This window comes from Caminibacter sp. (genome assembly GCF_053999135.1).
This window is the reverse complement of record NZ_JBMXVQ010000024.1, coordinates 1-12,838: the sequence shown is the minus strand read 5'-3', so window position 1 is coordinate 12,838 and position 12,838 is coordinate 1. Positions and strand designations below refer to the sequence as shown.

At 33.1% G+C, this 12,838-nt stretch carries 13 protein-coding genes; 9 read left to right on the top strand and 4 right to left on the bottom strand.

The window, feature by feature from the left end:
• Positions 1-286 precede the first annotated feature (286 nt).
• Entirely contained in the window at positions 287-1,585 is a 1,299-nt protein-coding gene (gene fliI / locus ACXJH6_RS02075) for a flagellar protein export ATPase FliI (protein ID WP_456470113.1), read from the bottom strand.
• A 9-nt stretch (positions 1,586-1,594) separates the two neighbouring features.
• Positions 1,595-2,173 carry a GTP cyclohydrolase I FolE gene (gene folE, locus ACXJH6_RS02070; RefSeq protein ID WP_456470112.1) on the bottom strand — a complete coding sequence of 193 codons (579 nt, stop codon included), beginning with the start codon at positions 2,171-2,173 and terminating at the stop codon, positions 1,595-1,597.
• Positions 2,174-2,235: 62 nt separating this feature from the next.
• Between folE and tig the strand changes: the two genes are divergently transcribed.
• From tig to ACXJH6_RS02035, 7 genes are read left to right on the top strand one after another with little or no spacing between them, the layout of a single operon-like run.
• Positions 2,236-3,519, top strand: coding sequence for a trigger factor (tig, locus tag ACXJH6_RS02065; protein WP_456470111.1), 1,284 nt, complete (start codon positions 2,236-2,238; stop codon positions 3,517-3,519).
• Positions 3,516-4,106, top strand: coding sequence for an ATP-dependent Clp endopeptidase proteolytic subunit ClpP (clpP, locus tag ACXJH6_RS02060; protein ID WP_456470110.1), 591 nt, complete (start codon positions 3,516-3,518; stop codon positions 4,104-4,106). The genes tig and clpP overlap by 4 nt, the downstream gene beginning before the upstream one ends.
• Positions 4,103-5,110 carry a diguanylate cyclase gene (locus tag ACXJH6_RS02055; protein ID WP_456470109.1) on the top strand — a complete coding sequence of 336 codons (1,008 nt, stop codon included), beginning with the start codon at positions 4,103-4,105 and terminating at the stop codon, positions 5,108-5,110. Before clpP ends, ACXJH6_RS02055 begins: the two co-directional genes overlap by 4 nt.
• Positions 5,110-5,643, top strand: coding sequence for a peptide deformylase (gene def, locus ACXJH6_RS02050; RefSeq protein ID WP_456470108.1), 534 nt, complete (start codon positions 5,110-5,112; stop codon positions 5,641-5,643). Before ACXJH6_RS02055 ends, def begins: the two co-directional genes overlap by 1 nt.
• A complete protein-coding gene (locus ACXJH6_RS02045) occupies positions 5,598-7,085 on the top strand; it encodes a YifB family Mg chelatase-like AAA ATPase (RefSeq protein WP_456470107.1) in 1,488 nt (495 codons plus the stop codon). Before def ends, ACXJH6_RS02045 begins: the two co-directional genes overlap by 46 nt.
• Entirely contained in the window at positions 7,082-8,476 is a 1,395-nt protein-coding gene (locus ACXJH6_RS02040; RefSeq protein ID WP_456470106.1) for an NAD(P)H-hydrate dehydratase, read from the top strand. Before ACXJH6_RS02045 ends, ACXJH6_RS02040 begins: the two co-directional genes overlap by 4 nt.
• The gene (locus ACXJH6_RS02035) at positions 8,454-9,071 is read left to right on the top strand and encodes a tyrosine-protein phosphatase (RefSeq protein ID WP_456470105.1); all 618 of its coding nucleotides are present in this window, start codon (positions 8,454-8,456) and stop codon (positions 9,069-9,071) included. Before ACXJH6_RS02040 ends, ACXJH6_RS02035 begins: the two co-directional genes overlap by 23 nt.
• On the opposite strand, the gene ACXJH6_RS02030 is transcribed toward ACXJH6_RS02035, so the two are convergent.
• Entirely contained in the window at positions 9,057-9,404 is a 348-nt protein-coding gene (locus ACXJH6_RS02030; protein ID WP_456470104.1) for a diacylglycerol kinase, read from the bottom strand. The genes ACXJH6_RS02035 and ACXJH6_RS02030 overlap by 15 nt on opposite strands.
• Positions 9,401-11,101 (bottom strand): ABC transporter ATP-binding protein, encoded by a 1,701-nt coding sequence (locus tag ACXJH6_RS02025; protein WP_456470103.1) that lies wholly within the window; start codon positions 11,099-11,101, stop codon positions 9,401-9,403. The genes ACXJH6_RS02030 and ACXJH6_RS02025 overlap by 4 nt, the downstream gene beginning before the upstream one ends.
• Before the next feature lie 58 nt (positions 11,102-11,159).
• Here ACXJH6_RS02025 and ACXJH6_RS02020 point away from each other — a divergent pair, with 58 nt between their 5' ends.
• Entirely contained in the window at positions 11,160-12,074 is a 915-nt protein-coding gene (locus tag ACXJH6_RS02020; RefSeq protein WP_456470102.1) for a glycosyltransferase family 9 protein, read from the top strand.
• The coding region (locus tag ACXJH6_RS02015) for a lipid A biosynthesis lauroyl acyltransferase (RefSeq protein WP_456470101.1) at positions 12,061-12,838 on the top strand (778 nt) is incomplete at its 3' end. The genes ACXJH6_RS02020 and ACXJH6_RS02015, both read left to right, overlap by 14 nt.

Sequence of the window (12,838 nt, the reverse complement as noted above, 5' to 3'; positions counted from 1 at the left end):
TAAAATTTTTATTACTTTTTAATAATTTTTTCTTATTTTTTTGAAACTTATTAAAAAGAACAAATAAAGTATGTTAAAATCCTTTTTGTAAGAAGTTCGGTTTTTTATAAGATAATTTTTATTAAGTAATTTTTTTTAATTTTTTAATTAAGGTTATAAAAGGCGGCTTCTTATAAATTTAATTAATAAGGGAGCAATTTGGGTTTTAATTAAAATTTTTGTTTTAAACCGACATTTCGCACCTCATTTAAAATATCAAGCATTCTGACTCGCTTTTTTTAAAAAATTATACAATAGATTTGAGTAATTTCAAGGTTTCTTTAAACTTAAAGAGCTGATTTGGCGGCTGTTTTAAGAAGTTTTCCATAGCCTGTTTTTTGGTTATGGCTTCGTCAAGTTCGGGGTCTACACCTTTTTGATAAGCTCCTATTCTTATTAATACTTCATTTTCTTTAAGGAGTGCATAAAGACGTTTAAATTTTTGGGCTTTTTGCAGATGTTCCGGGGTTACTACATTGCTCATAACCCGGCTTGCGGATTTAAGGATGTTTATAGGAGGATATATTCCGTAATCGGTAAGTTCTCTGTCTAATAAAATATGTCCGTCAAGAATAGACCTTGCCTGGTCGGCTATCGGGTCTGCAGAAGTATCGTCTCCTTCTACAAGAACGGTAAAAAAAGCGGTTATGGAGCCTTTATTTTTTTCTTTTCCGGCTCTTTCCATAAGTTGGGGTAAAAGCATAATGGCGCTTGGAGGATATCCCTTGCTTGTTGGAGGTTCTCCCATAGCAAGTCCTATTTCTCTTTGGGCCATGGCAAATCTGGTTACGCTGTCCATTAAAAACAGTACGTCTTTTTTTTGGTCTTTAAAGTATTCGGCAACCGTCATAGCTGAAAAAGCCCCGTATTTTCTCATAAGGGCACTGTCGTCGCTTGTAGCCACTATTATAACCGTATTAGTTAAATCCCCTCCTAAATTATGTTCTATAAATTCGGGAATTTCCCTTCCCCTTTCTCCAATAAGGGCTATAACCTTGATTGAGGCTTCGCTTCCTTTTACTATCATACTCATAAGGGTGGATTTACCAACACCGCTTCCGGCGAATATTCCGAGTTTTTGACCTTTTCCGCATGTTAAAAGTCCGTCTATGGCTTTTACCCCTGTAGGAAAAACCTCGTTAATTACGCCTCTTTCAAGGGGGGAGATAGGCTTTTTGATAATAGGATATTTTGTTTTGTATATTATTGGTCCTTTTCCGTCTATAGGTCTTAAAAGAGGGTCAACCACTCTTCCAAGAAGACCGTCTCCTACCGGGACTTCCATGCCTCCTTCGTCGAGATATATTTTATCCCCTATTTTTATACCTTCAAGAAAAGAAAACGGGGTTACAATGAATTCTTTTTCTTCAACTCCCGTTACCATTCCTAAAACCTCTTTGTTTTTTGAAGAAATTTTTACTATATCCCCTATACTGGGACTAAGGCCGGTTGCTATAAGGTTAATCGGGTTTATTTTTTTTACAAACCCGAAAGGTTTTGAGAGGGGTTTTTGTTTAATAGTTTCTTTTATGTGTTTTAGGGTCAATCAATTCTCCTAAAAATGAGTCTGAACTGGTGCGTTTATTATATTAAAAAATTCTTCTCTTGTTTTTTCTTCAAGAAAAATACCTCTAAGGGCGCTGCTTGAAGTATAAGAGTGTTTTGTTTTGACTCCTCTCATCTCCATGCACATATGTCTGGCATGTATAACCACTCCAACGCCTTTTGGTTTAACAACTTCCATAATAGCATCTGCTATTTGTTCTGTTAGCTGTTCTTGTATTTGAAGACGTCTGGCAAAAACTTCCACCATTCTTGGGATTTTACTAAGTCCCACTACTTTTTTGTCCGGGATGTACGCTACGTGAACCCTTCCGAAAAATGGAAGAATGTGATGTTCGCACATTGAATAAAATTCTATGTTTCTAACTACTACCATTTCGTTATTGCTTGATTCGAATAAAGCTTCGTTAAGAACGTCTTTTGGATTTTTTGAATAACCGCTGCATATTTCTTCAAAAGCTTTTGCAACTCTTTTAGGAGTTTTTATAAGACCTTCTCTGTTTACATCTTCCCCTATGGCTTCGAGAATCATTTTTGTAGCGGTTTCTATTTTTTTTAAATCAACGCTCATAATCCATCCTTTTGAGTTTTGTAAACTTTTTTGGTATTATACCTTTTAAAAAAGGAATATTAATGGTTGAAGTACAAAAAATAGATTCTGCTAATAGTGTTATTAAAGCTAAAATAGATAATGAGACTTTAGAAAAGAAAAAAGAGAAAATAGCTAAAGAAATAGCTAAAAAAGCGAAAATCCAAGGATTTAGACCAGGAAAAGTTCCTGTAAAAGTAGTTAAAAAAATATATGCGGATGAAATAGAAAGAGATGCCGTAAGCGAAGCTGTAAGAGAAGTTCTTGATGAAGGGATTAAACAGCTTGGCGCTGTGGATGTAATCGGAGAACCTCAAGTAACCAAATTTGATAAAAAAGAAGACGGAATAGATGTTGAAATCAACGTTTATACCAAACCTGAAATAAATATAGACGATTCTTATAAAGAGTGCGTGCCTGATGTTGAGCTTCCGGAAGTTAGTGAAGAGGAAATTCAAAAAGAGCTTGAAAATATAGCAAAAGCGGAATCAACAACAAAAATAAGCAATAAAGAAACTCTTGAAAAAGGTGATATAGCTGTAATTGATTTTAAAGGATATATCAACGGAAAACCGATGGAAAACGGAAGTGCTGAGAGCTATCCTCTTGAAATAGGAAGCGGAAGTTTTATTCCCGGGTTTGAAGAGCAGCTTGAGAGTATGAAAGTAGGGGAAACTAGAAAAATAAAAGTAATGTTTCCTGAAAATTACGGGGCAAAAGAGTTAGCCGGAAAAGAAGCGGAATTTGAGGTGACTTTACAGGAAATTCAGGAAAAAGTACCTGCTGAGATTAACGACGACCTTGCTAAAAAATATTTAAATAATGAAAACGCTACGGTTGAGGATTTGAAAGAGTATGTTAAAAATTCTATTCTTCAAAAGAAAAAAGCAGAAACGTATGCGCCTTTAAAAGAGAAAATTCTTGAATGTCTTGTTGAAAAATACGATATAGATTTACCTGAAAATATAGTAGAACAGGAAATTGAAGTTATCGTAGGTAATGAAGCCGCAAAACTAACTCCGGCCGAGCTTAAAGAACTTCAGACAAATCCTGAAAAACTTGAAGAATTTAGAAATAAGTTTAAAGACGAAGCAAAAGAGAGAGTAAAACTTACTTTTATTATAGATGCTATAGCTAAAAAAGAGGGTGTTGAGGTTAGTGATGAGGAACTTTCTCAAATTATTTTTTATGAAGCGTTAATGCAGGGACAAAATCCTCAAGATATGATAAAATATTATCAGGAAAACGGACTTATACCTGTACTTAAAATGAATCTTGTAGAAGAAAAACTGTTAAATAAACTTTTGGATGAAAAGGTTAAAAGTTGAGTGTTTTAATACCTACCGTTATAGAAAAAACGGGAAGAGGAGAGAGGGCTTATGATATTTATTCCCGCCTTCTCAAAGACAGAATTATTATGCTTCAGGGGGAAATCAACGACCATACTGCCAGTCTTATAGTGGCTCAGATGCTGTTTTTGGAAGCTGAAAATCCCGAAAAAGATATTTATCTTTATATAAATTCCCCAGGAGGCGTTGTAACCAGCGGATTTGCCATTTACGATACGATGAATTATATAAAACCGGATGTCGTAACTATCTGTATGGGGCAGGCGGCTAGTATGGGGGCGTTTTTGTTAAGCAGCGGGGCAAAAGGCAAAAGATTTGCACTCCCTCATGCCAGAATTATGATTCATCAGCCTCTTGGTGGAGCTCAGGGACAGGCAACCGATATAGAAATTCATGCAAAAGAGATTTTAAGAATGAAAAAAGAGCTCAATAAAATTTTGGCTGAAAATACGGGACAAAGCGTTAGAAAAATAGAAAAAGATACTGAAAGAGACTTTTTTATGAGTGCTGAAGAGGCGCTTAAATACGGACTTATTGATAAAATTCTTAAAAAAAGAGAGATATGATGGGTAGTAATAAATATTCAACTTCTTTTACGGCTCCTGATTTAAGTGATGCGACAACTCCTTTAGAGAAGTTTGCTAAGAAAGTACTGGATAAAATAATAGAGGAGGGGACTCCTCCTATTCCTTATTATTACAAAATATATTTTTTAAATATGCTTGACGAAGAGCCGCTTGAGTTCAGAAAACAGGTTTATGAGCTTATGTCGATTGAAGAGAGTAATGAATTAGAAAAAGATTTTGAGCTTGAAAAAAAACTTAAAGTTTCTTTTAAATATTCAAAAGAGCTCCTTCAACACACCGCTTTAATGTATAAAATTTCCGCTTCTGTAAAAGATTTGATAAAAAAACATCTTGAAGAGATTTCTCATATAACCTCTCCTAAAGCAATGGAAAAAATATTAAATCAGCTTTCTGTGAAAATTGACAATATTTATTCTAAGATGGAAAATGAACTAAAAACCGTAAAACAGCTTTACGCAAAAAACGTAGAAATAGTAAAGGATATCGAAAGCAATTCTATGTTTGACCAACGATACGGGGTTTATAACAAAAATTATTTTTTAAAAATTCTTAAAAAAGAGATATCTTTAATAGAAAAGTTTGCTCATACAAGTTCTATTGTAACTATAAAATTAAAAGATGAAATTGCCAAAAAACTTTTAAATGAAAAAAGCAGGATACTTGCAAATAGAAGTATTGCAAAAATTATTTTAAAAACTTCAAGAAGAACGGATGTTGTAGCCCATCTTGGAGACGGAATTTTTGCAATGCTTCTAAGACACACTGATAGAGTAGGAGCCGGTAAAACGGTTGAGAGGCTTGCCGATATGATAAGCAATTCGGCTGTATTTTTAGAAGGTGAAGAATTAGAACTTCAGATTGTAGCGGGTGTTGTTGAAATGAAAGAGAAAAAAACGCCTGATGAGTATGTGGCAAGTGCCCTTGAAGCTATGAAAAAGGCGGAAAAAGAAAATATACTTTATATTGTATATGAAGGTAAATAATGCCCCTTTTAGATATTGTGACATATCCTAATAAAATTTTAAAACAAATTTCAAAACCCGTTGAAAGATTTGATGAGGAACTTCATAAACTTCTTGACGATATGTATGAAACAATGATTGCCAAAAACGGCGTGGGACTTGCGGCTATACAGGTTGGGGTTCCTAGAAGGGCTCTTATTATAGATATAGGGGATGAAGAAGGAAAACAGTCTAAGAATACGTTAATTGAAGTTATAAACCCTGAGTTTTTGGTTTGGGATGGTATTCATAAAGATACGGAAGGGTGTTTAAGTGTCCCTGATTATTTTGACGAAGTGGAAAGATACGCAACCGTTAAAGTAAAATTTTTTGATAGATACGGAAAAGAGCATATTATGGATGCCGAAGGTCTTTTAAGTGTGGCTTTTCAACACGAAACAGACCATCTTGACGGGCATCTTTTTATAGAAAGATTAGATTATATTAAAAGAAAAAAATTTGAAAAAGAGTGGAAAAAACTATTAAAACAACAAAAACAAAAACGAAAAAAATAATTTCTTCCACTCTTAACGGGTTTGAAGGCAGAGTAGTTGAAGTTGAAAGTTCTTTTACTAAAGCTCTTCCGGGATTTTCTATAGTCGGTCTTGGTTCTCAGTCTATTCAGGAAAGTAAAGAAAGAGTGAAATCCGCTCTTTTAAACAACGATTATTCTTTTCCTCCTTTAAAAATTGTTATTTCATTAAGTCCTTCCGACTTAAAAAAAGAGGGCAGCCATTTTGATTTACCTATAGCGTTAAGTATTCTTTATCATAATACGGACATAAATTTAGACGAATATATGGTCCTTGGAGAACTTGGACTTGACGGGGCGCTTAAAGATACCGCTTCAATTTTTCCTCTTATTTTATCTTTAAGACCTGAAAAAGTAATTATTCCCATTGAAAGCGCAAAAAAGGTAGGTAATATTCCCGGAGTTGAAGTATACGCTTTTTCCCATTTAAGCGAGTTTGACGAATTTAAACCCCGAAAAATTGAAAAAAGCGAAATTCATTACGATTTTATTAAAATAGAGGGTAAAAAATATTTTTATGATGCCGAGTTTGAGGATGATTTTTGTGATGTTTTAGGACAAACAGGGGCAAAAGAAGCCGCTTTATATGCCGCAAGCGGATTTCATAATCTTCTTTTTGAAGGAAGTCCCGGAGTTGGAAAATCTATGATAATAAACAGGCTAAAAGAAATAATGCCCCCTATGGGTCTTGATGACATACTTAAAGTAGCCTATCTTGAAGCTATTGAAGGAAAAGAAGTTGATTTTTCTCCTAAGAGGCCTTTTAGGCATCCCATATATTCAAGTACGAAATCGGCTATTTTCGGAGGAGGGAGCAGGGGAGCGAAAATAGGGGAAATTGCTTTTGCTAATAAAGGAATGCTGTTTTTTGACGAGCTTCCATATTTCCAAAAAGATATTTTAGAAAATTTGAGGCTTCCTTTGCAGGATGGGAAAATGGTTATCAGCAGGGTAAACTCCAAAATAGAATATGAAACGGATATTTTGTTTGCTTCTGCTATGAATCCATGTCCTTGCGGTAATCTTTTAAGCCCTTTTAAGGAGTGCAGGTGTACCGATTTGGAAATCAGAAGATACAAAAACAGAATTAGTGAACCTTTGTATGACAGAATAGAAATTTATCATCAGATGATTGAAGATGAAGATGAATCAAGTATTTCTAGTAAAGAGATGTTTGAAAAGGTTTTGACGGCTTTTGAAATGCAAAAGGGAGAATTTAATGCCAATTTGAAAGAAAATTTTAAATTTTCTTTGGAAAACGAAGCATATGATATAATTAAAAAAGCCGTTAAGAATCTTGATTTGAGTAAAAGAAGCGAATTTAATATCTGTAAACTTTCAAAAACGGTGGCAAATACCAAAAAAAGAAATAAAATAAAAAAAGAAGACGTTTTAAAAGCTTTGAAATTCAGGAGGAAAAAGTGAAGCCTGTATTTAGAGAAGTATATTCTTTTGACAAAAAATGTTATGAAAAATACAGACTAACAGAAGATATTTTAATGGAACATGCCGCTTATGAAATGGCTTTGGAAATTTATCAAAACGTTCCTAAGGGAAGCGTGGTTAATATAGTTTCCGGTCCCGGAAACAACGGAGCTGATGGAATAACTCTTGGCAGGATTTTACATGGAGATTATTTAGTAAATCTTTATTTGCCGCTTGGGGTTAAATCGGATATGGCGAAGCTGCAGCTTGAGAGATTTAAAGCTGTTGGAGGAGAAATTAAAGAGGAATATCATAAATGTGAATGTTTGGTTGACGCTGTTTTCGGCAGCGGATTAAAAAGAGATTTGCCAAAAGAGATAGTATGTCTTATTAAAAAGATGAATAACGTAAACGCTTTTAAACTGGCTTGTGATATTCCTACCGGAATAGACGATAACGGTAATTTAAGACCGGTAGCTTTTAAAGCGGACGTTACCGTTACGATGGGAGCTGAAAAGCTTTCCCTTTACGCAGACGCGGCAAAAGATTACGTAGGAAGAATCAAACTTGCAAATCTTGGAGTCAGTTTTTCAAAATACAGAGGTAAAACCGATTATTACGTATGGGAAAAACGCGATTTAACCCTTCCATATAGAAAAAAACAAAATACACATAAACGTTCTTACGGTCATTTGGGAGTTTTGGTAGGAGAAAAGCCGGGAGCCGGAATTATGGCTGCAATGTCCGCTTTTAATTTTGGAGCGGGGCTTGTCAGCATTGTAAGTCATGATGATAAGATAAATATACCTTATGAAATTATGCATTCCCATCATATAGAAGGATTTAGCGCGTTGGCGTTTGGCATGGGACTTAATAATCATTTTGACGATGAGATGGAAAATATATTAAAGCTTGATATTCCGATGGTTATTGATGCCGATATGTTTTATAAAGATGTAATAAAAGAATTTTTAAAAAAAGATAAGATTGTGTTGACTCCGCATCCTAAAGAGTTTGCCTCTCTTCTTAAAATTAGCGGTTTTGGAGAATACAGTGTATCGGATATTCAACAAAACAGATTTGAACTTGCCCAAAAATTCAGCGAAAAATATCCCAAAACAGTTTTACTGTTAAAGGGTGCAAATAAAATAATCGCTTTTAACGGAAAATTAAACATTGACCCAAACGGAAGCGCCGCACTTGCAAAAGGAGGAAGCGGGGATGTGTTAGCAGGTATGATAGGTGCCTTGTTGGCTCAGGGATGGCATCCTTTAAAAGCTACAATTCATGCATCCTTGGCTCATTCCATAGCCGGAAACTACGAACCTGACTATGCCCTTACACCTATGAAACTTATAAAGAGACTTGATGAAATTGAAAGATATATTTAGAATTTTAACGGAAGAACATAATTTTTTAAATCTTTTTTGGGTTAATTTTCATAAAGTGGATGACGGGGTTTACAGAAGCGCTCAGATACTGCCTTGGAGATTAAAAAAAATTATAAAAAAATACGGCATTAAAACGATTATTAATTTAAGAGGAGACAATAAAAATTATCTTTACAGGCTTGAAAAGAAGATATGCAAAGAAATGGGTGTTGAATATCATACTGTTTCCATTAAATCCCGAAAACCCGAAAGCGTTTCTAAAGAGGAATATATTAAACTTGAAAAAATTTTAAAAACTTCTAAAAAACCTCTTCTTTTTCATTGTAAAGCCGGGGCGGACAGGACCGGTTTTGTAGCTGTTCTTTGGCATCTGCTGCAGGGGCGTGATAAAAACTGGGCTATAAAAAAGGAACTGAGACTTAAATATATGTATCTTCCATGGAGTAAAGCCGGTAAAATAAAAAAAATTTTTGAATTTTATGACGGGAAAAGCGATTTTGTTGAATGGTTTGATAAAAACAGAGATAAATTTAAAGAATTTAAATCGAACAGTTTAGCAGATTTTATAAGTGATAAGGTTTTAAGAAAGGAATAGATTTATTCCCCAGACAACTGCCGCTTGAACGATACTGAAAAAAACTGCCGCACTTGCGGTATCTTTTGCTTTTTTTGCAAATTCGTGCCACTCATCAGTTACCAAATCTACGGTATATTCCACGGCGGTATTTAAAGCTTCAGCTATTAAAACAGTAAATAAACTCATAATCATAACCGATTTTTGAACAATTGTTAAATTTAAGAAACAAAGCCAAAATAAAAGCGGTATTATAAAAAAAATTTCAAGCAAAAAAGCTTTTTCTTTAAGAAGTGTTAAAACTCCTTGCAGGGCGTATGAGGCGTTTTTAAAAAGATTATACTTTTTTTTCAATAGTTTACCTTATAAAGTTTTTTAAATTCTTCACAGTTTTTTAAAAGTTCTTCTTTTTTTCCTTTACAGATAATTTGACCTTGTTTAAATACCAAAATTTCGTCAGCGTTTTCTATTGTAGATAATCTGTGAGCCACTATAAATACCAGTTTATTGTTTAAATTCTCAATTGTTTCCATAATTACGGCTTCGCTTTTATTATCAAGGGCGCTTGTGGCTTCATCAAGGATTAGAATATCTGGATTTTTATATAAAGCCCTTGCTATGGCAATTCTTTGTTTTTGTCCTCCGCTTAAGTTGCTTCCTCCTTCATTTAACACTGTATAAATGCCATTTTCAAGAGTTTCTACGAAATTTAAAAGATTTGCTTTTTTTAAAGCTTCTTTTACTTCTTTTTCATCTATTTTTTTTCCGTAAGCTATATTGGCGGCAATTGTATCGTTAAAAATATGGATATTTTGCGGAATATAGGCTATTTTTTCTCTTAGTAGGTGTATATTGTAGTTTTTGATATCTTCATTATTGATTAATATTTTTCCTTCATCAGGGTCATAAAACCGTTCTATAAGGCTTACAAAACTGCTTTTTCCTCCTCCGCTGTCTCCTACTAAACCTATTATTTTAGGTTTTTCGGTTTTGTAAGATATGTTTTTAAGGGCATAATTGTCTCCGTATTTTAGACTTACATTTTTAAATTCTATGTTTTTTATTTCTTTAATTTCTTTTTGTCCGCTTTTTATTTTAGGGAGTCTACCTAAAATCTCTTTTAATCTTTCATGAGCGGCAATGGCGTCTTGAAGTTTTGAATATGTCATAGATAATCGCCTAATAGGGTCGGTCAGCATAAAAAGAGCCGTCATAAATGAAAAAAAGGCTCCTACGCTCATTTTTCCTTCAATAACTTCTTTTCCCCCGATTATAATTACAACTGCGGCTGTAGTAGCGCTTAAAAGTTCTAAAACAGGAATTAAATATGCCCTTGTCCTTATTGTTTTAAGATTTATTTTTAAGTAATTGAGGTTATGTTTCTTAAATGAATCCGTTTCGTATTTTTGTGCGTTGTAAGCTTTAATTGTTTCTATATTTTTAAAAATTTCGCTTAAATGCTGGTTTAATTCCGCTGTTTTACTTTGAGCCTGTTTTGAAAGTATTTTAAGTTTTTTTGAAATTACGCTTATGGGATAAATCATAAGAGGTAAAATTATAAGGGCGAAAAAAGCAAGTTTCGGATTTTGGTAAATAACAACACCAAGTAGAAAAATTGCCATAAGAATGTCTCTTAACATATTTGCTATGGAGTTTGAAACGGCGTTTTGAATTCTGTTTATATCGTTTATTACTCTGCTGACCAGTTCACCGGAATGTGTTTTTTTAAAAAAATCTAAATCAAGATTTGTAATGTGGGAGAGAAATTTATCTCTTATTTGTCTTACAATATCCTCTCCTATATAACTGACGTAATATTGTTGCAATACCGTACCCACTCCTTTTAAAAAATATACAAGTATTATTCCTAAAGGGAGAATATAAAGCATCTGTTCGTTTTTTTCTATAAAGATTTTATCAAGGACGGGTTTTATTAAGTAAGCAGTGGCTGCAGTTGATACGGAGACCAGTATCATTCCTACAATTGATATAACTATTTCTTTTTTATAATTTTTATAATAAGGAAAATATTCTTTAAAAAACTGCCACACTTAAATGCCTTTTAATGATATAATTTTGGAAAGTTATTCTATCTAAAAAAAGGGATGTATGGAAGCTTTATTGAAACTTAGTTCGATGGGGGATATTATTCATTCTCTTATTGTTCTTCCTAAATTAAATAGGAAAATCGATTTTATCGTAGATGGTGCTTTTAAAGAAATTTTGGATTATCATCCTCTTATTGAAAATGTAGTTTCTTTAGATTTAAGAAAAGTGAAAAAAGAAAAGTTAAAAATATTAAGTGAAATTAAAAAGCTTAAAAACATAAAGTATGAAACTATATATGATTTGCAGGGTTTGTTAAAAAGTGCAATTGTGGGTAAAATAACCGGTAAATATTTAATAGGATATGAAAATCCAAGAGAAAAAATAGCAGCTTTGTTTTATAATAAAAAGGTTAAATCTAAGAAAAAGTATGCCGTGGAGAGGTACCTTGAACTTTTTGAAATTGAAGATGAAGAGTATTTAAAAAATCATCCCAAATTACTGTTTTATAAAGATAGAGAGTTTGAGTTTTTAAGTCGTAATAAAAAAAATGTTGTATTTATTATAGGCGCTACATGGGATTGTAAAAAAGTCCCTGATAGGATATGGATTGAGATAGGGCAAAATTTAAAAGAAAATATAATCATTCCTTATGCAAATGAAAAGGAAAAAAAAAGCGCTTTTAAGATAGCGGATAATATTGGGGCATATCCTGTAAAGCTGAATTTAAACGATTTGAAGGCTTTAATAGATAAAAGCGATTTGCTTATAGGAAACGATACGGGGCCTAGTTTTATAGCATGGGCTAATAATGTAAAAAATATAATTCTTTACGGATGCACGTATAATAATAAAATTTTGGAAAATAAATTTTCCAAAAGCGTGGAAATTCAAAAGGGAGAAATAAATAAAAGGTTGGATATAATGGATAAAATGGATGTGAAAAATATTATTAGGAAAGTAGATGAGTTTAAGTAAAATAATAGGAAATGTTTTATATTTGCTGGATAAAAGAAGAAAAAAAATAATTTTTACCAATCTTGATTTAGTATTTCCGGATATGCCAAAAAATAAAAAGATTGAAATTGCTAAAAAAGTATATGAAAATTTTGCATTTAATTTATTAGAACTTATTAAAAACAGAAATCTTTCTGCGGATGATTTGAAGAAAAAGATAGAATTTGTAGGAATGGAAAAAGTTGAAAAATATTTAAACAAACCCGCAATTTTTATTACCGCACATTACGGTAACTGGGAAATTATCCCTTGGGTGTTGGGAGGTATATTGAATATACCAATGACAATAGTAGTTAGGGATTTGGATAATAAATTGGTTAATTATTTTGTAAAAACTAGCAGGGAAAAATATAATATTAAAACGGTAAATAAAAAAGGGGCGTTAAAAAAGTTGATATCCGATATTAAAAAAGGAAGAAGTATAGGAATATTAGTTGACCAAAATACTGCAAGAAAAGAGGGTGAAGACGTTGTTATGTTTGGACTTAAAGCCCTTCACACCCCAAGTGCCGCCCTGCTTTCAAAAAGGTTTAAAATTCCTATCATCCCCGTTTTTGTGCAAAGGGATAAAGACAAATATAAATTTATATTTAAAGAGCCTATTATCGAAGAGGATATAAAAAAATCCGTCCAAAAACAAAGCGACGTTATTGAGGAGATGATCAGGCAAAAACCTGAGGAGTGGTTTTGGTTTCACAGAAGGTTTAAGCACTATTATGAGGACA